This window comes from Mesorhizobium sp. ESP6-5, from assembly GCF_020164695.1.
GTDB classification, from domain to species: domain Bacteria; phylum Pseudomonadota; class Alphaproteobacteria; order Rhizobiales; family Rhizobiaceae; genus Mesorhizobium; species Mesorhizobium australicum.
On the sequence record NZ_JAIUGR010000016.1, the window covers coordinates 33,385 to 54,023 of the forward strand.

Consider the following 20,639-nt stretch of genomic DNA (forward strand, 5'->3'; position numbering starts at 1 on the left):
ATCGGCCCTCTTCCGATACATCACAAAGTGGCGAAAAAGCCCCGTGGCATGATGCCTGCGGGCACGACAGCGCAGCCGAGTGGACGCACGCGTCCGCCCGCCTTGTCGTTTCATATAAAATTTTCGACGGCAGGTTGCGCCCTGCCGCCATTGACGTTTGCGGCCAGAGGCCGCGTGAAAGAAGATTATTTTGACCAACGAAAACACATTGCCCGGCAACGACACCGCGGAACTCTCCGGTTTCGCGGCGCTGGGAATTACCGGTGCGCTGCTCAAGGCCACCCACAATGCCGGCTTCGCCGAACCGAAGCCGATCCAGATGCAGGCGATCCCGCCGCAGCTGGAAGGCCGTGACATTTTCGGCATCGCCCAGACCGGCTCCGGCAAGACCGCTGCCTTCGCGCTGCCGATCCTGTCGAAGATCATCGCACTCGGCACCAAGCGGCGCGCCAAGACGACCCGCGCGCTCATCCTGGCGCCGACCCGCGAACTCGCGGTGCAAATCGAGGACACCATCAAGATCCTCGCCAAGGGCGCGCATGTCTCGACGGCACTCGTGCTGGGCGGTGTCTCGCGCTTCAGCCAGGTGAAGAAGGTTGCTCCCGGCGTCGATATCCTCATCGCCACGCCCGGCCGGTTGACCGACCTGGTGCGCGAGGGCGACCTCATCCTCTCCGACACCAAATGGCTGGTGCTGGACGAGGGCGACCGCATGCTCGACATGGGCTTCATCAACGATGTCAAGCGCATCGCCAAGGCGACCGCGCCCGATCGTCAGACGGCGCTGTTCTCGGCCACCATGCCGGACGAGATCGCCGAACTCGCCAAGGGCCTCCTGAAGAACCCGGTCCGCATCGAGGTCTCGCCGCAAAGCACCGCGGCGGCCGAGATCGTGCAGGGCGTCGTCTTCGCCCGCACCAAGCAGAAGCGCCAGGTGCTGTCGACGATGCTCGCCGACGAAGCGATGAAGTCCGTCATCATCTTTTCGCGCACCAAGCATGGCGCGGACCGGGTGACCAAGGACCTGGAACGCGACGGCTTCAAGGCCGCCGTCATTCACGGGAACAAGTCGCAGAATGCCCGTCAGAAGGCACTGAACGATTTCCGTGATGGATCGGTGCGCATTCTGGTCGCGACCGACATCGCCGCGCGCGGCATCGACGTGCCCGGCATCAGCCATGTCGTGAATTTCGACCTGCCGGACGAAGCCGAAAGCTATGTCCACCGTATCGGCCGCACCGGCCGCAACGGTATGGATGGCATCGCGATCACGCTCTGCGATCCTTCGGAGAACAGCAAGCTGCGTCAGGTCGAGCGCATCATCCGCACGAAGCTGCCAATCGTTGCCGACCATCTCGGCAGCCCCGATCCCGCACGCAATCCTGCGGAAAAGAACGAGCGCTTCGAACCTGCCAACGATCGCGACCGCAATGGCCGTCGCGACGGCAGGCGGCCGGGCGGCGAGAAGAAGCCGAACAACGGCTTCGGCAAGAAGCGTTTCGGCGACAAGCCGGCCTTTGCCGGTGAGCGCAAGCCGGAAGGTGCAAAACCCTTCAAGGGCAACAACAAGCGCCGCTTCGGCGGCAAGCGTCCGGCCGCACGGGCTGCCTAACGAAACCTCGCGGCAACCGGCCAGTTCCTAACGGTTGCCTGGTGCCGACTACGAATGAAACGGCGGCTGAACATTGCTTCAGCCGCCGTTTTGTCTTCGAACCTCACTTCGCCACCGCTTCGATCCAGACGGCAATCCGTTGCGCCAGGAATGCGGTGGTGGATGGCGATAGCGCGTCGCCGGCAATGACATGGTTGTCTGGATCGCCAGTGCTTTCGATGGGCACCAGCTCATGCGCGGCACCCCAGCGCGCGGCGATCTCACGCGTGCGGTCGGGTCGCACGACCTTGTCTATATCCGAGAAGATGAACAGGGCGGGAATGGTCGCCTTCTCCACCGGCGCGCCATAGGCAAGGTCGGTCAGCGCCTGCATCGGCATCGTCGCGGCGATCGGATATCTGGTGGTCCAGAATTTCTCATGCAGCGCGTTGCGCGGCGCGAAGCTGCGTTCCTTGCCGGCGACGAGTTCGGCGATCTGCTTGCCCCAGGGCATGGTCAGGATCTCGGCGCCGGATGCTTTCACGCCGAAATTGGGCGAGATGAATGCAATGGCCGCCACACCCTCGGATGCCCCGGGCTGCGTCGCTGCCCAGGCCGCCAGCGCGCCGCCGGTCGACGTTGAGATGACGATCACCTTGTCGCCGATTGCCCGGCCGATGGCGAGCGCCTCCTCATAGTCGTTGATCCAGGCATTGACGCTGCCTTGCGTCATCGCCGCGCCGTCCTGCCCGTGGCCGGTGAGGCGGGTGTAGAACAGGTTGGCGTCGAGCTGGTCGGCCACGTCGTCGGGCAAGGGTCGGATCTCGCCCTTCGATGCGGAAAAGCCGTGGATGTAGACGATCGACAGCGGCGTCTTTGCATGCACCATCGGGTTGGCCCAGACGATCTCCTTCTCCAGCCCGTCGCGGATACCGGGTACGGCAGCCTCCACTTTTGCCACATAGGCCTGTGGGTCGTCGCCGATGGCGGAAGGATCGAAATGGATCGTGGTGTCGACGGGTACGCGTGGACCCAGTAGGAAGGTCAGTGCAAGGACGGCGATCAGGCCCAGCACAGCAAGCACGATCCGTCGCCCCATCGCAGACTCCACGCAACAACATTCAAACTATGGTGGTGGCCATGAACAGGCAACGGCCGTTCAGGCGGCCAAGCCACCAATCCTGTGGGCATTATTTGTTGGGCGGTTTGCGCTCATAATGCAGCGGGCGCGCTTTCCAGCTGGTCGTCAGGCTGATCACCCATCGGCATAGCGGCCTTGGCAGCATGCCGAGAATTTTCAACGGCCAGCTCGTTCTGTACGGGAACGTCACTTCGAAGCCGCCGGATTTGATTCCCCGCACCATGCGGCGCGTCGCGCGGCCGACCGGCATCAGGCCAGGCATCGGCAGCATGTTCTTTTCGGTCAATGGCGTGTCGACAAAACCGGGGTTAATCACCTGGACGCGGATGTTCATCTTGTCGAAATCATATTTCAGCGACTCGGCCAGGATGTTGATAGCCGCCTTGGTACCGCCATAGGCCGCCGTGGTCGGCCAGCCGAAATAGGCGGTCACCGAGCCGACCAGAACGACATGCCCACGCGCGCGCACCCGCATATGCTCGACGACAGGCACCAGCCCATTGATGATGCCGAAATAGTTGACTTCGAAGGAGCGGCGGAAATCCTTGACGACGAGGGACTCTCCGGGTGTCGAGATGTAATTTCCGGCATTGAAGATGGCGAGCACGATCGGCCCGAGGTCGTTCTCGATCGCCGCCACCGTTCTTGCCATGCGCGGCTCGTCGGTGACGTCGCAGGGAAAGGACACGACCTTGCCCGGCATCTGCGCGGTCTCGACGATGAGCGTGTCGATCGGATCGTCGTCCAGCGCTGTCACAGCCACCGCATAGCCTTGTGACGCCAGATCCCTGGCCAGCGAGCGGCCGATGCCGCTGCTGCCGCCGGTGACCCAGGCTACGCCGTGTTTCGGATCGGCCCGATAGAGTGTCATGCTGCGCCCTGCCGAGTTGTTGATGTCTTGCTCTAGCGGTGGAGAAATCGAATGAAAAGAGTGCTTCTCGACGCCGGGTGCAAATGAACTGTCAGGGGTCCACCCGGACCCCGGCGACATCCATACACCGCAGCGCCGGAAATGCGACTGGACCAGACGAATTCTTGCCTTGAAACCGAAGCGTTGGGTTTCTAGGGTTTCGGCGCACGCATACAAGGAATCCCGAATGCCCCGTTCAGTGATCGACGCGATCGGCAACACGCCCCTGATCCGCCTCAACAAGGCTTCCGAAGAAACCGGCTGCGAGATCCTGGGCAAGGCCGAGTTCATGAATCCGGGGCAGTCGGTTAAGGATCGCGCCGGCCTGTTCATCATCCGTGATGCCGAACAACGCGGCCTGTTGCAGCCGGGCGGTGTCATCGTCGAGGGAACCGCCGGCAACACCGGCATCGGGCTGACGCTCGTCGCCAAGGCGCTGGGCTATCGCACTGTCATCGTCATTCCGGATACGCAGAGTCAGGAAAAGAAGGACACGATCAGGCTACTCGGCGCCGAGCTGATCGAAGTGCCGGCCGTGCCTTACAGGAATCCCAACAACTACGTAAAACTGTCGGGACGGCTGGCGGAGCAGATGGCCAGGAGCGAACCGAACGGCGCGATCTGGGCCAACCAGTTCGACAATGTCGCCAACCGCGATGGCCATATCCGCACCACGGCCGAGGAAATCTGGGCCCAGACCGGCGGCAAGGTCGACGGTTTTGTCTCGGCGGTGGGGTCGGGCGGAACGCTGGCCGGTGTCGGGCTCGGATTGAAGGCCAAGAGCAAGAACGTCAAGATCGCGCTCGCCGACCCTCTCGGCGCCGCGCTCTACAGTTTCTACACCAGCGGCGAGCTGAAGTCAGAAGGCAGTTCGATTACCGAAGGCATCGGGCAGGGGCGCATCACCGCCAACCTCGAAGGCTTCACGCCTGACTTCTCCTACCAGATCAGGGATGAGGACGCGCTGCCGATCGTCTTTGACCTGATCCAGGAGGAAGGCCTGTGCGTCGGCGGCTCGACCGGCATCAACATCGCCGGCGCGATGCGGCTGGCTGCGGAATTGGGTCCGGGCCACACCATCGTGACGATCCTTTGCGACTACGGGACGCGCTACCAGTCGAAGCTATTCAACCCCGAATTCCTGCGCGAAAAGCAACTGCCGGTACCAGGCTGGATGGAATTGCAGAGCAAGATTTCAGTGCCCTTCGAGAAGGTCACGTGATGGCGCACCGGACCGAAGCGCTGTTTCGCGACGACGCCTATCTCCGCACGGCGGATGCCACGGTCGTCGCCATCAATGAGCGCGGCGGCATCATCCTCGACCGGACGATCTTCTATGCCACTTCCGGCGGCCAGCCGGGCGATAGCGGCACGTTGGAGCGTGCCGACGGCAGCCGCGTCGCAATTGCCGCCACGATCACTGGCGAGACCAAGGACGAGATCATCCATGTGCCGTCACCGGAGCAGGCCTTGCCGGAGGTGGGCGAGACGGTGAAGCTCGCCATCGACTGGGAGCGCCGGCATCTGCTGATGCGCATGCACGCGGCTTGCCACCTGCTCACCGTTGTCTGCCCGTTCCCGATCACCGGGGCGGCGGTTTCCGAGGACGACAGCCGTGTCGATTTTGACATTCCAGACGCCAGCTTCACCAAGGAAGAGGTGACCGCCGGCATGATGGATCTGGTGCGGGCCGATCATCCCATCTTCACCAGGCTGATCAGCGACGAGGAATTGGCCGCGAATCCTGGCTTGGTGAAGTCCAAGAACGTCCGACCGCCTGTTGGCACCGGCAAGATCCGTCTGGTCTGCATCGGTGACAATGCCTCGGTGGACAGCCAGCCCTGCGGCGGCACCCATGTGAGGAGCACCGGCGAAATCGGCGAAATCCACATCGGCAAGATCGAAAAGAAGGGCCGGGAGAACAGGCGCTTCCGCATCCGCTTCGGCCCGATGCCGGCGAACTGAACAGACAGACACCATCAAAAGGCGGCAGGAGAAAAGAATGGCCGAAGACAGTCCTTTTACCGTCGATGCGGACTGGCTGCAGGAACGCCTCGGCCAGCCGGGCCTGACGATCATTGACGCCTCCTGGTATCTGCCTGCACAAAAGCGCGACGCGCGCGCCGAGTATGATGCGGCTCACATTCCTGGCGCCCGTTTCCTGGACCAGGACGCGGTTTCGGATCCTGACGCTGCCTTGCCGCATACACTGCCATCCCCGCAGCATTTCGCCCAATATGTCGGCGCGATGGGCGTTTCGGCCGATGACACCATCGTCGTCTATGATGGCCCGGGCTTTTTCTCCGCACCGCGGGCATGGTGGATGTTCCGGATCATGGGTGTCTTCCAGACCTATATTCTGGACGGCGGCTTTGATGGCTGGAAGGCGACCGGCCGGCCGGTAACGGCCGAGCCGACGAAGATCGCGCCAAGCGTCTTTCATGCCGATTTCGACGCCGGTCGCGTCGTCGGTCTGGCCGATATGCGCCGGATTGTCGATACAAAGACAGCACAGATCGCCGATGCCCGTGGGCCGGGCCGCTTCACCGGTAGCGAACCCGAGCCCCGCGCTGGCATCCGCTCCGGCCACATGCCGGGCGCGCGCAATGTGCCGTACTCCGCACTGTCGGAAAACGGCAGGCTGCTGCCGAAGGACCGTTTGCGCAAGGTGATAGAGGACGCCGGTATCGACCTATCCAAACCCGTGGTCACATCCTGCGGCTCCGGCGTCACCGCCGCGGTGGTCACGCTGGCGCTGGAGACGCTTGGCCATACCGACAACAGGCTTTATGACGGCTCATGGACCGAGTGGGGCGGATTGCCCAATACACCAGTCGTGACCGGCCCAGCGACCACCGGCCCAGCAACGACCGGCCCAGCAACGACCGGCCCAGCAACGACCGGCAAGGAATGAATTGATGGAAAACGGCGTGCTGCAGGACATTGAGGTCACGGTGACTTTTCTCGAAATGCATGCCCCACCGCCCGTCTCGCCGCCGGTACCCTACAACCGTCAGGTCGCACTTCTGAAGACCAGGGACATTCCCTTGCATTTCTATCGCTACCTGATGGACCGGGTGGGACGCAAATGGCACTGGGTGAATGTTCTGAGGCTGAATGACGATGAGCTGTCAGCCGGAATCCACCGCGAGGATCGCGACATCAGGGTGCTCTATCTCGACGGTGCGCCGGCCGGCTTCTTCGATCTCAAGCCGCATCTGCCCGAGGAAGTCGAACTCGCCTATTTCGGCATGATGGAACATGCCACCGGTCAAGGCATCGGTCGCTGGTTCCTTGGTTCGGCGATTGCCGCAGCATGGTCGTATGGGCCGAAAAGGGTGACGGTGCAGACCTGCACGCTCGACCACCCGGCCGCGCTGCCGCTCTACCAGAAGCTCGGTTTCAAGCCGGTGGCGCAGAAGAAGGAAGTCGTGCATCCCCTGCCTTTCGCCGAGCGCTCGGCCAGCGTCATGCGGCCGTAAGTTCAGCCGGAATCCGCCGCCCCTTCGATGATTCATCAACGGATTGTCGAACTGATTAGCCGATTAACGATTTCGGTAACCCTCCCGGAGCTCGAAGGGAGGATCCGACATCGGATCGGCTCATGCACGCTTGGCAGGAATCGGGTGGGAAGCACGGCGGCGAGCGCATAATTTCCGGTCGCCAGTACCGGAGATCTTACGATGACCATCCAATTCACAGCTCTGCCGACCGAAAATGTCAGGGCGCTGCAGCGCGGCGGCCCCGATGCCTATGGCCGTACGCCCGAGCGGAAAATCTCTGACGGCGACGGGATGCCTTGCCGTCATTGTCTCAGGAATATCGCCGCCGGCGATGTCTATCTCATCCTCGCCTACCGGCCATTTCCAGACCCTCAGCCCTATGCAGAAACCGGGCCGATCTTCCTGCATGCCCAGGAATGCGAGCGTGCCGTCGGGACAAGGGAGCCGCCGGAGATCCTCGACAGCCCGGACTATATCGTGCGCGGCTATGGCGGCGATGATCGCATCGTCTACGGCAGCGGTGGCATCATCCCGACCGGAGCAATTGCCGCACGAGCCGAGACTTTGTTGGAGCGTGAGGACATTGCCTATGTGCATGTCCGCTCGGCGCGCAACAATTGCTATCAGTGCCGCATCGAGCGCGCATAAGATCAAGGGATTGGCGGCAGAAAGTCTCTGTCGCACTGCTGTCGCATAGACGCGCTAGAAAGCCAGTGTCGATCGATTGGCCGACCGCGGATGAACCGGCGGCAATCTTGATATCGAGGAAGCGGGGCTTTGGCTCCGCTTTTTTGTTGCCCGCGTTCGGCCCTAACGTCTTTCGCCGCAAAAAAGCCCGCCGGCATGGCCGACGGGCTTCGACTGTTTGCCTGGAGGGGGCTTAGTTGAACTTGTACTTCGCGCCGATACGCACGGTATGGAAGGAAGCCTTGGAAGTGATGGAGTCGTCGGGGAGGCCGAGATCCGACGAGAAATCCTTCTTGGCAAACTGCGAATAGCGGTATTCCAGACCGAGCGTGACGTTGCTCGACACTGCCGTTTCCAGGCCACCACCGACTGAGAAGCCGCTGGAACCCCAGTCGATGATATCACCGACCGGATCGGAAGCGTTCAGATCGAAATGCTGCCAGCTATAGCCAGCCAGTGCATAGGCAAGGGTCGATTCGTTCATCTTCATGCCGACGCGGCCCAGCACATCGAAGCCGTAGTCCGTATCCAGATTGATCGAGCCGCCTGGGATGTCGAGCTGGCTGGTCATGCCCGAATAACGAGCATCGACCATGACACCCGCAACCCAGCTGCCGAAGTCATGATCATAGCCGACGTTCAACTCGCCAAGCACGCCTTCACCACCAAGGCCGTTGAACTTGGCACCGAGAAGCGGCGGGATTTCGAGCTGGTGCACCGATGCGCCGGCGCCCAAGCCACCACCGATATAGAAGCCGGTCCAGTTGTAGGCGGGTGTTTCAAACGAAGCGGCGGCTCCGTTCTGCGCACCGAAGCGATAGCTGGCGGCAACCTGGAATGTGTGACGCGACGTGTCGAGATTGAGTGCGCCGTCCGGCGAAGGAATGCCAGCTTCGGAAAGGAGATCGTCCTTGGTGCCGAAGCGGGTGTAGCGGTATTCTGTTTTGATCGTCCAGTTGCTGTTGATCGCGGTTTCGAGACCACCGCCGACGAAATATCCGCTCTGGTCCCAATCGAAGCCGAAACCGGCATTGGTATCGAGCTTGTACTTCTGCCAGGAATAGCCGCCCATGACGTAGCCCAGCGTAGTCGGCGTGATCAGGTAACCAGCACGCAAACCGGCATCGAAGCCGTATGTCTCCTGAATAGACGCGTCGAAAGGGCCGACATCCAGCGACGTTTCAATGTTGCCAACATGGACATCGACAAGCCCACCCAGAAGGAAGCGGGGCGACACCATATAGTCGTAACCAGCGGTAAGTTCGCCGTAGACCCCTTCACCGCCGATGCCATCCAAAGACAGACCGGGGATGAAATCGCTGCTGAGCTTGTGCGAGTTGGCTCCGGCGCCGATACCGAAGCCAACATAAACGCCACTCCAGTTAAAACCGGATGCCTCGACCGGTTGCACAACATCAGCGGCATGCGCGACTGACATAATTGCCACCGCCGATACTGCACTAAGAAGAATAGATTTCGCTGAAACGCGAAGAAACATAGCCCGTACCCCTAATCAATAAGCCCAAGATGTTCCTAGCAGGGAGTCGGCCAAGACGGGTATGACAAAAATGCAACAATAGGGGGTAAAGTGCCCTTACGGCACACGCTTCGATGGTCCTCTGGGAAGCGGGTTTGGCGCATCATTGCCCAAAGCAAAAAGCCCGCCGGAGTGAACCGGCGGGCAAGAGTGTGAGTTGACTTTTTCTGGGTATATTCCGGGTATATTAAGCCGCCAGCACTGCTTTCGGCTCGACCAGTTCGTAGCCGAGCGCTTCGGCGACCGCGCGGTTGGTGATCTTGCCCTTGTGGACATTCAGGCCGTTGCGCAGGTGATGGTCATCGACCAGAGCCTTCAGGCCCTTGTCCGCGAGTTGCAGACCATAGTGCAGCGTCGCGTTGTTGAGCGCGTGGGCCGAGGTGACCGGCACGGCACCTGGCATGTTGGCAACGCAGTAGTGGATCACGCCGTCGACCTCGTAGGTGGGCTCGGCATGGGTGGTGGCGTGCGAGGTCTCGAAGCAGCCGCCCTGGTCGATGGCGACATCGACCAGTACCGAGCCCTTCTTCATGCCGGACAGCATTTCGCGGCTGACGAGCTTCGGTGCGGCGGCGCCCGGGATGAGCACGGCGCCGACGACGATGTCGGCCGAGAAGCATTCTTCCTCGAGCGCCTCGACGGTCGAGTAACGGGTGTGGACCCGGCCGGCGAAGAGGTCGTCAAGCTGGCGCAGGCGCGGGATCGAGCGGTCGATGATGGTGACATCGGCGCCAAGGCCGGCGGCCATACGGGCCGCGTGCAGGCCAACGACGCCGCCGCCAAGGACCGTAACCTTGCCGGGCAGCACGCCAGGTACGCCGCCGAGCAGCACGCCGCGGCCGCCATTGGCCTTCTGCAGCGCCGTGGCGCCGGCCTGGATCGACAAGCGGCCGGCGACTTCCGACATCGGGGCCAGCAGCGGCAGGCCGCCACGATCGTCGGTCACGGTTTCGTAGGCGATCGCCGTCACGCCCGAGGCGAGCAGGCCCTTGGTCTGCTCCGGATCCGGAGCCAAATGGAGATAAGTGTACAGGATCTGGCCTTCGCGCAGCTGTGCCCATTCATTGGGCTGCGGCTCCTTGACCTTGACGATCATGTCCGACTTGGCGAACACGTCGGCGGCCGTCTTGGCGATGATGGCGCCGGCGGCGCGGTAGGCGTTGTCATCGGCGCCGATGCCGGCGCCCGCGCCGGTCTCGACCAGCACTTCATGGCCATGGGCGACATATTCGCGTACCGAGCCCGGCGTCAGGCCGACACGGTATTCGTGGTTCTTGATTTCCTTGGGGCAGCCGATGCGCATTTTCTTCTCCTGATCCGGGCCCTTTTGGGCTCACTCCCTGTAGTGCTGGAGTGAACCATGAATCGGCGTGCAGGTGTTTGCGAATGCGCTTGCGCGAACAGGCCGGTTTCGATATTTGTTGCAAAAAATAAACGGATTTTCGCAGGAATCACGAAAAATGCCGCTCGACAGGATTGATATCGCCATTCTTGAGACTTTGCAGAAGGACGGGCGGATGCCGAACGCGGCCCTTGCCGAGAAGGTTGGCCTGTCGCAGTCGGCCTGCTCGCGGCGGCTCGACAATTTGGAGAAGTCCGGAACCATCCGCGGCTATCACGCCCGGCTGTCCAACGCGGCCCTTGGCCACCAGATGACGGCGATCGTCCACATATCGCTCTCCGGCCAGTTCGAAAAGACGCTGTCGGATTTCGAGGCGGCGATCAAACGCTGCCCCAACGTGCTGTCGTGCCACCTGATGTCGGGCGAGTACGACTATATCCTGAGGATCGCGGCCAAGGATCTCGTCGACTACGAGCGCATCCACAAGGAATGGCTGTCGGCGATGCCGCATGTGACGAAGATCAATTCGTCCTTCGCCCTGCGCGAAATCGTCGACCGGACGGCAATGGGTCTGAAGCCGGAGATGGCCTAGAGCCTATACCGTGGCCGTCTCCGTCACGATCCGATCCATCGGGATGTCGTGCGGCTGCGGATAGATGGTGGCGATACGCTGCAACTCGTAGCCGACACCGATGACAAGTGGCTTGAACGGCATGGCGGCCAGCGTACGGTCGAAGAAGCCGCCGCCATAGCCCAGGCGATAGCTTGCCGGATCAATGCCGACAATGGGCGAGATGACGATGTCCGGCAGCACCGGATCACCCTCTGCCGGAATCGGGATGTTCCAGACGCCCTTTTCCAACCGGTCGCCCGGTTTGTAGGCGCGGAAGATCAGCGGTTGCCCTTTCTCGACCACGATGGGCAGCGCGGTGCGGCCGCCACGCTCATTGACGGACGCCATCCAGGGCCGCAGATCCGGCTCGCCGCGAAACGGCCAGTAAAGGCTGACCATGCGGCCCGCGATCTCGCCGACAAGTGCATCCAGCCCGCCGGCGATGCGTTGCGACATTGCTGTTCGGGCGTCGGCGGAAACTTCAAGCCGGGCGGCGATTAGCCTTTCGCGCTCGGCTTTGCGCCAACGCCGCACGTCGGTCCAGTCGCTGAGTGGTGCCTGGAACGCAGGGTCGAGCTCGTGCATGAAGCAGGGCGGCGAAGAGTATTGCGCCGGGCCCTGGTTGTCATGATCGTTAGCCATGCCTCACCTCATCTCATGTTCGATGACGCTATACCTCGCGATACGATAGAACATGTGCATTCACGACATGGAACGACGAGTCTCAAGCACTGTCCTGCCATTGTTGCATTGCACAAGATACCTACATCTAGGGCAGGCAATCTTGCCCATCAGGGGTGAATCAAAATGAGCGATGCCAGACATCATGTCGTCGTCGTCGGTGCCGGGTTCGGCGGTCTCGAATTCACCCGCGCACTGGCCGGTGCACCGGTGCGCATTACCATGATCGACAAGCGCAACCATCATCTGTTCCAGCCGCTGCTCTATCAGGTGGCAACCACGGCGCTGGCAACCTCGGAGGTTGCCTGGCCGATCCGCCATCTCCTGCGCAAGCGCAAGGATGTGACGACACTGCTCGCCAATGTCACGGGTGTCGACCGGTCCGGCAAACGCGTTCTGCTCGACGACGGCAGCGCCGTCGCCTACGACACGCTGGTGCTCGCCACCGGCGCGCGCCATGCCTATTTCGGCCATGACGAATGGGAGCCTTTCGCGCCGGGCCTGAAGACTTTGGAGGATGCCACCACCATTCGGCGCCGCATTCTTCTGGCCTTCGAGCAGGCGGAGCGGGAATCTGACCCTGCCAGGCGCCAAGCGCTGCTGACCATTGTCATCGTCGGCGGCGGGCCGACCGGGGTCGAACTCGCCGGAACCATTGCCGAACTGGCACATGACACGCTGCGCGGCGAATTCCGCAACATCGATACGCGCCAGACGCGGGTGGTGCTGATCGAGGCCGGCGACCGCATTCTGGCCAATTTCGCGCCAAAGCTCTCCGACTACGCTCGGAAGGCGCTGGAACGGCTTGGCGTTTCGGTCGAGCTCGGCCGGGCCGTTACGCGCTGCGATGCCGACGGCGTGGTTTTTGGCGACACGATTCTGCCGGCCCGCACGATCCTGTGGGCAGCCGGCGTTGCCGCTTCGCCAGCCGCCGAATGGCTGGAAGCGAAGGCGGATCGGGCGGGCAGGGTGTTGGTCGAGCCTGATCTCAGCGTGCCCGGCAGCCCGGAGATTTTTGTCATCGGCGACGCCGCCCACGTGCTGCGGCCCGACGGGCGGCCCGTGCCCGGCGTCGCGCCTTCCGCCAAGCAGGAGGGACGGCATGTTGCCGCGACCGTCAAGGCCAGGCTTGCCGGCGACACCAGCCCGCGGCCTTTCCACTACAAGCACGCCGGCGATCTGGCGACGATCGGCAAGCGCGCCGCCGCCATTGATTTCGGCTGGATCAAGCTCACCGGTTGGCTTGCGTGGTGGCTTTGGGGCATTGCACATATCTATTTCCTGATCGGTTTTCGCAATCGGCTTGCGGTTTCGCTGAGCTGGCTATGGATCTACGTCACAGGCCAGCGCAGCGCCCGGCTGATCACCCAGGGCGACGACGACAAGACCTGACTTTCTTCACCGCGCCTTTCATCCGGCCGTCATCTGTTGCTGATGGATTGGCGTGCCAATGCGCGCGACTTCTTGAGTGGACTTGAGCTGATTTCAGCGCGAAGTTCGCTTCGGGGCAGGACTCGTCAGGTCGTTGAAGAAGGAGAAAACATGTCGCAACTGCTCCATCCCGTCTCTCGCCGTGGTCTCCTAGCCGGGGCCGCCGCCACAGGGGCGCTGATCGTGCTTCATCCCTTCTCCGCCCGGGCGCAGGCCAATCAGGCGCATCTAAGGATCATGGAAACCACCGATATCCATGTGAACGTGCTGCCTTATGACTACTACGCCGACAAAGCCAATGACACGATGGGCCTGTCGCGCACGGCCTCCCTCATCGACGCGGTGCGCAAGGAAGCCGCCAATTCGATGCTGATCGACAATGGCGACCTTTTGCAGGGCAACCCGATGGGCGACTACATCGCCTATGAGAAGGGCCTGAAGGAGGGCGATCTCCATCCGATCATGAAAGGCATGAACCTGCTCGGCTACGAGTGTTCGACACTGGGCAATCACGAATTCAACTATGGCCTGTCCTTTTTGGACAAGGTGCTGGCCGGCGCCAATTTCCCGTTCGTCTGCGCCAACCTGATCCGGGGTACCGAGCTTGCCGCCAACCCGCGCGACGACAAGCTCTACCTCAAGCCTTACGTAATCCTGGACAAGAAGATCAAGGACGGGTCAGGCTCGGAACAGCCGATCAGGGTCGGCATCATCGGTTTCGTGCCGCCGCAGATCATGGTCTGGGACCTCAAGAACCTCGAAGGCAACGTCAAGACACGCGACATTGTCGAAGCGGCGAGGGCGTGGGTGCCGCGGATGAAGGAGGAGGGCGCCGACATCGTCATCGCGCTCTCGCATTCCGGCATCGACGTCAAGCAGGGTGACATGATGGAGAATGCCTCGTTCTTCGTCGCCGGCGTCGAAGGCATCGACGCGGTCTTCACCGGCCACCAGCATCTGGTCTTCCCCGGCAAGAAAGATTTCCAGGCGCTCGAGGGCGTCGACGCACAGAAGGGGACGCTGCAAGGCAAGCCCGCCGTCATGGGCGGGTTCTGGGGCTCACATATGGGCCTGATCGACCTGATGCTGGAGCGCGACGGGTCGAAGTGGAAAGTGGTCTCGGCGACATCGGAGGCACGGCCGATCTTCGAGCGTGTCGACAACAAGAACAAGCCGACCGTCCCGGACGACAAGCGCATCATCGCCGCTCTCGAGCAGGACCACCAGGCGACGCTCGCCTATGTGCGCCGCCCTGTCGGCAAGACGTCCGCGCCGCTCTATTCCTATTTCGCGCTGGTCGCTGACGACCCGTCGGTGCAGGTCGTCAGCCAGGCGCAAACCTGGTACCTGAAGGACATATTGAAAAGCACACAGTGGAAGGACGTGCCGTTGCTGTCGGCGGCGGCCCCGTTCAAAGCCGGTGGACGCAACGGCGCCGATTACTATACCGATGTGCCGGCGGGCGACATCGCCATCAAGAACGTCGCCGACCTCTACCTCTATCCCAACACGGTGCGCGCCGTGGAAATCACCGGGGCTCAGGTCAAGGAATGGCTGGAAATGTCGGCCGGCATCTTCAACAAGATCGAGGCCGGGAAGGCCGACCAGGTCCTGATCAACACTGATTTTCCGTCCTACAATTTCGACGTCATCGACGGCGTCACCTACAGGATAGATCTGTCGCAGCCGCCGAAATACGATGCCAAGGGCGGCATCGCTAATGCCGGTTCCAATCGCATTGTTGAGCTTATGTTCGACGGAAAACCGATTGATCCGGCAGCGAAATTCGTCGTCGCGACCAACAATTACCGGGCCGGCGGCGGTGGCAATTTCCCCGACATCAATGCCGCGAAGATCATCTACGAGGCGCCAGACACCAACCGCGATGTCATCGTCCGCTACATCGTCAGCCAGGGCACCATCAACCCGTCGGCCGACGACAACTGGTCGTTCGCGCCGTTGCCGGGAACCAGCGTCGTCTTCGACACCGGCGTCAAGGCAAAGGACGTCATCGCCGATGTGAAGTCGCTGAAGATCGAATCTGCCGGCGAGGGTGAAGCTGGCTTTGCCCGATATCGCATCCTTCTCTGATCAGCCGTCAAAGCTGGATGCGGTCAGCCTTGGAGGGGCCGGCGGCACGAATCGCCCGGCATGACAAGATCCAGCGCATCCGTGGAAATGCCGCCCGCAAAGGAAGTTGACGTGCGTACCCAGCCTACGCCTTGTAGACCACCTGGCGCACATCGATGTAGCTGGCTCGGAAGCCGGCTTCGCAATAGTGCAGATAGAACTCCCAGAGTTTCTTGAAACGATCGTCGAAACCGAGCGGCACGATTTTCTCCCACGACCCTCGGAAACGCTGGCGCCATTCGGCAAGCGTACGGGCATAGTCCTCGGGGAAAACGCGTTCGCGCAGATGGGCAAGGCCGTGCGCGGCGCCAAGTGATTTCAAGATGGACGGCGTCGGCAGCATGCCGCCCGGGAAGACGTAGCGCTGGATGAAATCCGGCCTGGCGCGATAGGTGTCGTAGGCGGCTTCGTTGATGGTGATGATCTGCAGCCCAGCCATGCCGCCGGGCTTTAGGCAGTCCTTCATCTTGGAGAAGAACACCGGCCAGTATTTCTCGCCGACCGCCTCGAACATCTCGATCGAGGCGATGCGATCGTAGGTGCCCGTTTCGTCGCGGTAATCCTGCAACTTGATGTCGACCTTTTCGGTAAGGCCGGCCTTGGCGATGCGCGCCTTGGCGAAGTCGTGCTGCTCGCGGCTGATGGTCAATCCGGTAACCCGGCAACCGATTTCGCGTGCCGCGAATTCGGCAAAGCCGCCCCAGCCGCAGCCAATCTCCAGCACATGATCTTTCCCGCCTATGCCGGTGTCCCTGGCCAGCGCCCGGTATTTGGCGGCCTGGGCGCTCTCGAGATCGTTGACGCCATTGGCGTAAAGCGCCGAGGAATAGGTCATGCTCGGGTCAAGCCATTCCTTGTAGAAGGCGTTGCCGAGATCGTAGTGCGCCGAGATATTACGCTTCGATCCGGTGCGTGTGTTCTCGTTGAACCAGTGACGGATGCGCTGGACTGTGTTGATGAGCCAGCTGGCGCCGCCGGCAACCCTTTCACCGAAGGCGGAGTTGACCACGAATAATTCCAGGAAGCTGGTGACGTCAGGGCTTTCCCAATCGCCGTCCATATAGGATTCGGCAACACCAATTGTGCCGCCGGAAAAGGCGCGGCCCGGCAGGCGCCAGTTCTTGAGCACCAGTTCGGCATCGGGCCCCGGCGCCTTTCCGCCGACGAGAACGGCGCGGCCGTCCGGCATCCAGACTTTCAGCGAACCGCGCGGCAGGTTCATCGCCGCCGACAGCACCATGCGCGCCTTGGCCGGCAGGCCCTTGACGATCTCGGCGAAATTGAACTCGTCGAGCCTGACCGCGTCGCCCGGCGCTATGCCATGATGTTCCCCGTGTGTCATTCCAAGCCCCTGGATCTCCGTGGTGCCGGCGCGATCGCCGAGCCGCGGTTCTCTTGGTTCATCCGCCGGGTTCGAACGCCATTGCCTGGTCCCGGTAGCTTGCGGATCCGGCGACAGGCGGGCTCGAACGAAGCGCGCGCCCCTTAGCCAGAGCTTCAGCGCTTCCCGATGAATGCCTGCGCCAATCTTCCACGCCATGAGGCGGAACTTCAAGAGGCATGCCAAGAGCTGGACTGTGCCACGCGGGCGGCTGGCATCCGCCGCCTTGCGGCAGGCTGCTGCCCGAAATCGAAAACGTCTATGGCAGCCGCTGCGCTAGTGCGATAGCTTTAGCCATGCGTTATGTGATTGTCATTGCCGCCATCGCGTTCTTCCTGATCTGGGACGGTCTCTACAATCAGGGCCGGTATCTCGACGTCACGGTCAGGGAACTCTCCCATGTCGTGCGCTACGTCACCGGAAAAGCCTGATATCCCCTCTTGAGATAGCAGCCTGGCGCCTCATTTGAGGTGCTCACCGGTGTGAGACGAGGTCCAGCCCGATCGAGGCGCGTCGCAAGGACGCGTGGCGCCATGACCGGTTGACGCAAAGAGACCGCCGTCACAAAAGACCCCGACATTTCAGATCGAGGAGGCGGGATTGATCCGGCATATCGTTTTCTTCAGCGCGCGCCGCAAGGAAGATGTGGAAGCAGTTCGCACCGGACTGCTGGCGCTTGGGGACATTCCTCATTCCAGTCTCTTCGAGGTCACGTTGAACACCAAGGTCGACCCGCTGTCGGATGAAGTCGATGTCGTCGTCTACGCGGAATTTGCCGATGACGCGGCGCTGGCAGCCTACAAGGCGCATCCGCTCTATGCGCAGACCACCAGCAAGGTCAAACCATTGCGCGAGCTGCGCTATTCCGCTGATGTCGTGGCTGGAAGCTGATCCCGTGCCGGGATAGCCTCATGTCAAGTCCAGTTGCGGCGGAAGGGAAAGTCCACGACTGTTTCAGGTGGTTGTTGCGGGGCCGCCGCCGGCGGCATTGCGATCAAGTCTTGAACCGATCTTCCGAATGATGCACATCGCGCTTCCATGACCTCGTCAGGCATTCATCCGCTCGATCATCTGGTTCTGCCGACGCAGAGCCTCGATGTGGCGCGTGCCCGGCTCAACGCCCTTGGCTTCGTCGTCGCTCCGGCCGGAATCCATCCGTTTGGCACGGAAAACTGCTGCGTTTTCCTCGCCGACGGCACCTATCTGGAGCCGCTTGCGATCGGCCGTGAACAGGCTGCGACAGAGGCGGCTGCCGAGGGCAATGTCTTCGTTGCGCGCGATCGCCTCTATCGCGAAAGTCGTGGCAACGAGGGATTTTCCGCGGTGGTGCTTGGCACGGACAATGCCGATGACGACCATGAACGCTATGTCGAAGCGGGTCTGTCGGCGGGAGACAAGCTGAGCTTCTCCCGAGCCTTCACCGACACGGCGGGCAAAAGCGATACGGCGTCATTCAAGCTCGCCTTTGCCGCGGCTCCCGGCCAAACGGACGCATTTCTTTTTGCCTGTCAGCGCATCAACGCGCCGAGAGTAGACCGAGGAGCCTTGCAGGCTCACCTCAATGGGGTCGACGGAATTGTCGAGGTGGTTGCAATCAGCAGCGCTTCCGCCGAGCAGCATCGGCTGATTTCAGTGGCGGTCAATGATCAGGCCGCCGATGCGCACGAGTGCGTTTTTCATCTGCCGAACGCGGCCTTGACCGTGCTGGAGGCCGCCGCTTTCACGGCGCGCTTCGGCATACCGGCCGGTACGCCATCAGAATTGCACTTCGCCGCCGTGGTTTTTTCGATCCGCGACATTGGCGCCACCGCAGGCCTGCTTGCGACCAATGCCGTCCAGCACGATATGTCGGGCAATGACATCATCGTGCGGCCGGCATCCGGGCAGGGCGCGGCTTTCATCTTTCGGGAGATCCCATGAGCAACCCCCTGGCCCCCAATTCGTCGGTAACCGTCGGCAACGTCGTCTTCGACAATGCGGGACCCCTGGCGCTGATCGCCGGCCCTTGCCAGTTCGAATCGCGCCAGCATGCCTTCGACATGGCCGGCACGCTGAAGGAGCTGACCGGCAGGCTCGGCATCGGCCTCGTCTACAAGACGAGTTACGACAAGGCCAATCGCACCTCGTTATCGGCAACGCGGGGTGCCGGCATGGATGCCGCGCTTCCCGTCTTCGACGAGTTGCGCAAGGAATTCTCGCTTCCCGTGTTGACCGATGTCCACACCGAGGAACAGTGCGCGATCGTGGCGCCGCATGTCGACGTGCTGCAGATTCCGGCCTTCCTGTCGCGCCAGACCGATATGCTGGTCGCCGCCGCGAGGACGGGCAAGGTCATCAATGTGAAGAAGGGGCAGTTCCTCGCGCCCTGGGACATGAAGAACGTCGTCGCCAAGATCACCGGCTCAGGCAATGCCAATGTGCTGACCACCGAGCGCGGCGCTTCTTTCGGCTACAACACGCTGGTGTCGGATATGCGGGCGCTGCCTGTCATGGCCGAGATCGGCGCCCCGGTGATCTTCGACGCCACCCATTCGGTGCAGCAGCCGGGCGGGCACGGCGGATCGTCTGGCGGGGAGCGCCGCTTTGTCGAGACGCTGGCCCGCGCGGCCGTTGCCGTCGGCGTTGCCGGCGTCTTCATCGAGACCCACCAGGACCCCGACAATTCGACTTCCTCCGACGGTCCCAACATGCTGCCGCTAAAGGATATGCCGGCACTGCTGGAAAGGCTGATGGCCTTCGACAGGATTGCAAAGGGCTGAAAAGCCAATGTCTTGTAGCGGATAAGCCCCGGTTGTAGGCTCGTCCGGCAAATGAGCGCTTTGGCAGGAGGAAGCCAATGTCCGTCGCCCGCGTCACCGAAATCACCTCGTCGTCCAGGAAAAGCTTTCAAGATGCCATCGAGAAGGGAATTGCGCGCGCCGCGAAGACCCTGAAGAACGTCGAAGGCGCCTGGATCCAAGACCAGAAGATCGTCGTCGAGGATGGCAAGATCGCAGCCTATCGCGTCAATATGAAGGTGACTTTCATCCTCGCGGAGTGATTGGGCAGCCCGCCAAAAAAGTCGGGAACTTTCGCCCGCGCCCCTCATTGTCAAAGTGCGGATTAACGACAACGAGGAGCAAACAATGACGACCCAAACAGGCCACACCGAAGCCATTGCCGCTTCGCGAGTCATCGGCACGACCGTCTACAACACCCAAGGCGACAGCATCGGCAGCATCGAGGACGTCATGCTCGACAAGACGTCGAACGGCATCATGTTCGCGGTGATTGGATTTGGCGGCTTTCTCGGCATTGGCGAGAAGTACCACGCCATCCCCTGGGCAAGCCTCGACTATGATGAGGCAAGGGGCGGCTATGTCATACCCTTCTCCAAGGAACAGCTGAAGGCAGCGCCTGCCCATTCCATCAACGAACTGGCCGGCGCGGATGGCGAGAGCGCGCGCGACGAGTCATACGAATATTACAAGGTCGCGCCCTACTGGCATTGACGCCACAATCGAAAAAGGGGGTCGTTTCCACGGCCCCCTTTTTGATTCAAATGCAACGCTACTCGCTGATGTGCAAAGCCGGCAAAGACGCAATAGCCTTTGGCGGCGACTGCTGGTTGTCGCATGACGTCAGGAACGCCGCGGCGATCAGGAACAGACTGACAATACCGCTCAACTCAGACATGGCGAACCCCTCCTGTT

Annotated in this window: 22 protein-coding genes; 15 read left to right on the forward strand and 7 right to left on the reverse strand. The window is 61.7% G+C overall.

The genetic code is table 11. The features are described from left to right. Positions 1 to 190 precede the first annotated feature (190 nt). Positions 191 to 1,612 (forward strand): DEAD/DEAH box helicase, encoded by a 1,422-nt coding sequence (locus tag LB524_RS24050; protein ID WP_015317958.1) that lies wholly within the window; start codon positions 191 to 193, stop codon positions 1,610 to 1,612. A gap of 103 nt (positions 1,613 to 1,715) precedes the next feature. Here the strand turns inward: LB524_RS24050 and LB524_RS24055 are convergent, their stop codons facing one another. Further along, complete coding sequence (locus LB524_RS24055) at positions 1,716 to 2,690, reverse strand: alpha/beta hydrolase (RefSeq protein ID WP_224530752.1); 975 nt, start codon at positions 2,688 to 2,690, stop codon at positions 1,716 to 1,718. Positions 2,691 to 2,781: 91 nt separating this feature from the next. Continuing rightward, positions 2,782 to 3,603 (reverse strand): SDR family oxidoreductase, encoded by an 822-nt coding sequence (locus LB524_RS24060; protein WP_140619562.1) that lies wholly within the window; start codon positions 3,601 to 3,603, stop codon positions 2,782 to 2,784. A 226-nt stretch (positions 3,604 to 3,829) separates the two neighbouring features. Here LB524_RS24060 and LB524_RS24065 point away from each other — a divergent pair, with 226 nt between their 5' ends. The 5 genes from LB524_RS24065 (at position 3,830) to LB524_RS24085 (ending at position 7,793) form a co-directional block, all read left to right on the forward strand. After that, on the forward strand, positions 3,830 to 4,864 hold the full coding sequence (locus LB524_RS24065) for a cysteine synthase A (protein ID WP_140717259.1): 1,035 nt from the start codon (positions 3,830 to 3,832) through the stop codon (positions 4,862 to 4,864). Continuing rightward, positions 4,864 to 5,607, forward strand: coding sequence for an alanyl-tRNA editing protein (locus tag LB524_RS24070; protein ID WP_140664369.1), 744 nt, complete (start codon positions 4,864 to 4,866; stop codon positions 5,605 to 5,607). Before LB524_RS24065 ends, LB524_RS24070 begins: the two co-directional genes overlap by 1 nt. Before the next feature lie 37 nt (positions 5,608 to 5,644). Beyond that, positions 5,645 to 6,556, forward strand: a complete 912-nt coding sequence (sseA, locus tag LB524_RS24075) for a 3-mercaptopyruvate sulfurtransferase (protein ID WP_224530755.1) — start codon at positions 5,645 to 5,647, stop codon at positions 6,554 to 6,556. Between the two features lie 4 nt (positions 6,557 to 6,560). Then, the gene (locus tag LB524_RS24080; RefSeq protein WP_015317952.1) at positions 6,561 to 7,124 is read left to right on the forward strand and encodes a GNAT family N-acetyltransferase; all 564 of its coding nucleotides are present in this window, start codon (positions 6,561 to 6,563) and stop codon (positions 7,122 to 7,124) included. 201 nt (positions 7,125 to 7,325) lie between these two features. After that, positions 7,326 to 7,793 carry a DUF1203 domain-containing protein gene (locus LB524_RS24085; protein ID WP_140664374.1) on the forward strand — a complete coding sequence of 156 codons (468 nt, stop codon included), beginning with the start codon at positions 7,326 to 7,328 and terminating at the stop codon, positions 7,791 to 7,793. A gap of 232 nt (positions 7,794 to 8,025) precedes the next feature. On the opposite strand, the gene LB524_RS24090 is transcribed toward LB524_RS24085, so the two are convergent. Beyond that, complete coding sequence (locus LB524_RS24090; protein WP_140619569.1) at positions 8,026 to 9,330, reverse strand: outer membrane protein; 1,305 nt, start codon at positions 9,328 to 9,330, stop codon at positions 8,026 to 8,028. A 226-nt stretch (positions 9,331 to 9,556) separates the two neighbouring features. Then, the gene (ald, locus tag LB524_RS24095; RefSeq protein WP_015317949.1) at positions 9,557 to 10,672 is read right to left on the reverse strand and encodes an alanine dehydrogenase; all 1,116 of its coding nucleotides are present in this window, start codon (positions 10,670 to 10,672) and stop codon (positions 9,557 to 9,559) included. A 157-nt stretch (positions 10,673 to 10,829) separates the two neighbouring features. On the opposite strand from ald, the gene LB524_RS24100 reads away from it, so the two are divergent. Beyond that, positions 10,830 to 11,303 (forward strand): Lrp/AsnC family transcriptional regulator, encoded by a 474-nt coding sequence (locus LB524_RS24100; protein WP_015317948.1) that lies wholly within the window; start codon positions 10,830 to 10,832, stop codon positions 11,301 to 11,303. A gap of 3 nt (positions 11,304 to 11,306) precedes the next feature. On the opposite strand, the gene LB524_RS24105 is transcribed toward LB524_RS24100, so the two are convergent. Then, positions 11,307 to 11,966, reverse strand: coding sequence for a 5-formyltetrahydrofolate cyclo-ligase (locus tag LB524_RS24105; RefSeq protein WP_140619572.1), 660 nt, complete (start codon positions 11,964 to 11,966; stop codon positions 11,307 to 11,309). Positions 11,967 to 12,131: 165 nt separating this feature from the next. Between LB524_RS24105 and LB524_RS24110 the strand changes: the two genes are divergently transcribed. Both LB524_RS24110 and LB524_RS24115 read left to right on the forward strand, forming a co-directional pair. Then, entirely contained in the window at positions 12,132 to 13,397 is a 1,266-nt protein-coding gene (locus LB524_RS24110) for an NAD(P)/FAD-dependent oxidoreductase (protein ID WP_140619574.1), read from the forward strand. Between the two features lie 150 nt (positions 13,398 to 13,547). Next, positions 13,548 to 15,527 (forward strand): bifunctional 2',3'-cyclic-nucleotide 2'-phosphodiesterase/3'-nucleotidase, encoded by a 1,980-nt coding sequence (locus LB524_RS24115; RefSeq protein ID WP_224530758.1) that lies wholly within the window; start codon positions 13,548 to 13,550, stop codon positions 15,525 to 15,527. A 124-nt stretch (positions 15,528 to 15,651) separates the two neighbouring features. Here LB524_RS24115 and LB524_RS24120 read toward each other — a convergent pair whose 3' ends face one another. Continuing rightward, complete coding sequence (locus LB524_RS24120; RefSeq protein WP_140619578.1) at positions 15,652 to 16,908, reverse strand: SAM-dependent methyltransferase; 1,257 nt, start codon at positions 16,906 to 16,908, stop codon at positions 15,652 to 15,654. 335 nt (positions 16,909 to 17,243) lie between these two features. Between LB524_RS24120 and LB524_RS28930 the strand changes: the two genes are divergently transcribed. The 6 genes from LB524_RS28930 to LB524_RS24145 all read left to right on the forward strand — a co-directional run bounded on the left by LB524_RS28930 (position 17,244) and on the right by LB524_RS24145 (position 20,438). After that, positions 17,244 to 17,378 carry a hypothetical protein gene (locus tag LB524_RS28930; protein WP_023773660.1) on the forward strand — a complete coding sequence of 45 codons (135 nt, stop codon included), beginning with the start codon at positions 17,244 to 17,246 and terminating at the stop codon, positions 17,376 to 17,378. A 169-nt stretch (positions 17,379 to 17,547) separates the two neighbouring features. Next, positions 17,548 to 17,838, forward strand: coding sequence for a Dabb family protein (locus LB524_RS24125; RefSeq protein ID WP_027038700.1), 291 nt, complete (start codon positions 17,548 to 17,550; stop codon positions 17,836 to 17,838). A 147-nt stretch (positions 17,839 to 17,985) separates the two neighbouring features. Further along, the gene (locus LB524_RS24130) at positions 17,986 to 18,867 is read left to right on the forward strand and encodes a VOC family protein (protein ID WP_140793723.1); all 882 of its coding nucleotides are present in this window, start codon (positions 17,986 to 17,988) and stop codon (positions 18,865 to 18,867) included. After that, positions 18,864 to 19,706, forward strand: a complete 843-nt coding sequence (gene kdsA, locus LB524_RS24135; RefSeq protein ID WP_224530761.1) for a 3-deoxy-8-phosphooctulonate synthase — start codon at positions 18,864 to 18,866, stop codon at positions 19,704 to 19,706. The genes LB524_RS24130 and kdsA overlap by 4 nt, the downstream gene beginning before the upstream one ends. A gap of 77 nt (positions 19,707 to 19,783) precedes the next feature. Further along, positions 19,784 to 19,987 (forward strand): dodecin family protein, encoded by a 204-nt coding sequence (locus LB524_RS24140; protein WP_015317939.1) that lies wholly within the window; start codon positions 19,784 to 19,786, stop codon positions 19,985 to 19,987. 85 nt (positions 19,988 to 20,072) lie between these two features. Continuing rightward, on the forward strand, positions 20,073 to 20,438 hold the full coding sequence (locus LB524_RS24145; RefSeq protein ID WP_015317938.1) for a PRC-barrel domain-containing protein: 366 nt from the start codon (positions 20,073 to 20,075) through the stop codon (positions 20,436 to 20,438). Between the two features lie 58 nt (positions 20,439 to 20,496). On the opposite strand, the gene LB524_RS28935 is transcribed toward LB524_RS24145, so the two are convergent. After that, positions 20,497 to 20,622: a hypothetical protein gene (locus LB524_RS28935; RefSeq protein WP_140619584.1), complete on the reverse strand. Its 126-nt coding sequence runs from the start codon at positions 20,620 to 20,622 to the stop codon at positions 20,497 to 20,499. Positions 20,623 to 20,639 lie beyond the last annotated feature (17 nt).

Coding starts and splice junctions, on each gene's coding strand:
- LB524_RS24055 (WP_224530752.1), bottom strand. CDS start 2,690: ATGGGGCGACGGATCGTGCTTGCTGTGCTGGGCCTGATCGCCGTCCTT.
- LB524_RS24060 (WP_140619562.1), bottom strand. CDS start 3,603: ATGACACTCTATCGGGCCGATCCGAAACACGGCGTAGCCTGGGTCACC.
- LB524_RS24065 (WP_140717259.1), top strand. CDS start 3,830: ATGCCCCGTTCAGTGATCGACGCGATCGGCAACACGCCCCTGATCCGC.
- LB524_RS24070 (WP_140664369.1), top strand. CDS start 4,864: ATGGCGCACCGGACCGAAGCGCTGTTTCGCGACGACGCCTATCTCCGC.
- sseA (WP_224530755.1), top strand. CDS start 5,645: ATGGCCGAAGACAGTCCTTTTACCGTCGATGCGGACTGGCTGCAGGAA.
- LB524_RS24080 (WP_015317952.1), top strand. CDS start 6,561: ATGGAAAACGGCGTGCTGCAGGACATTGAGGTCACGGTGACTTTTCTC.
- LB524_RS24085 (WP_140664374.1), top strand. CDS start 7,326: ATGACCATCCAATTCACAGCTCTGCCGACCGAAAATGTCAGGGCGCTG.
- LB524_RS24090 (WP_140619569.1), bottom strand. CDS start 9,330: ATGTTTCTTCGCGTTTCAGCGAAATCTATTCTTCTTAGTGCAGTATCG.
- ald (WP_015317949.1), bottom strand. CDS start 10,672: ATGCGCATCGGCTGCCCCAAGGAAATCAAGAACCACGAATACCGTGTC.
- LB524_RS24100 (WP_015317948.1), top strand. CDS start 10,830: ATGCCGCTCGACAGGATTGATATCGCCATTCTTGAGACTTTGCAGAAG.
- LB524_RS24105 (WP_140619572.1), bottom strand. CDS start 11,966: ATGGCTAACGATCATGACAACCAGGGCCCGGCGCAATACTCTTCGCCG.
- LB524_RS24110 (WP_140619574.1), top strand. CDS start 12,132: ATGAGCGATGCCAGACATCATGTCGTCGTCGTCGGTGCCGGGTTCGGC.
- LB524_RS24115 (WP_224530758.1), top strand. CDS start 13,548: ATGTCGCAACTGCTCCATCCCGTCTCTCGCCGTGGTCTCCTAGCCGGG.
- LB524_RS24120 (WP_140619578.1), bottom strand. CDS start 16,908: ATGACACACGGGGAACATCATGGCATAGCGCCGGGCGACGCGGTCAGG.
- LB524_RS28930 (WP_023773660.1), top strand. CDS start 17,244: ATGCGTTATGTGATTGTCATTGCCGCCATCGCGTTCTTCCTGATCTGG.
- LB524_RS24130 (WP_140793723.1), top strand. CDS start 17,986: ATGACCTCGTCAGGCATTCATCCGCTCGATCATCTGGTTCTGCCGACG.
- kdsA (WP_224530761.1), top strand. CDS start 18,864: ATGAGCAACCCCCTGGCCCCCAATTCGTCGGTAACCGTCGGCAACGTC.
- LB524_RS24140 (WP_015317939.1), top strand. CDS start 19,784: ATGTCCGTCGCCCGCGTCACCGAAATCACCTCGTCGTCCAGGAAAAGC.
- LB524_RS24145 (WP_015317938.1), top strand. CDS start 20,073: ATGACGACCCAAACAGGCCACACCGAAGCCATTGCCGCTTCGCGAGTC.
- LB524_RS28935 (WP_140619584.1), bottom strand. CDS start 20,622: ATGTCTGAGTTGAGCGGTATTGTCAGTCTGTTCCTGATCGCCGCGGCG.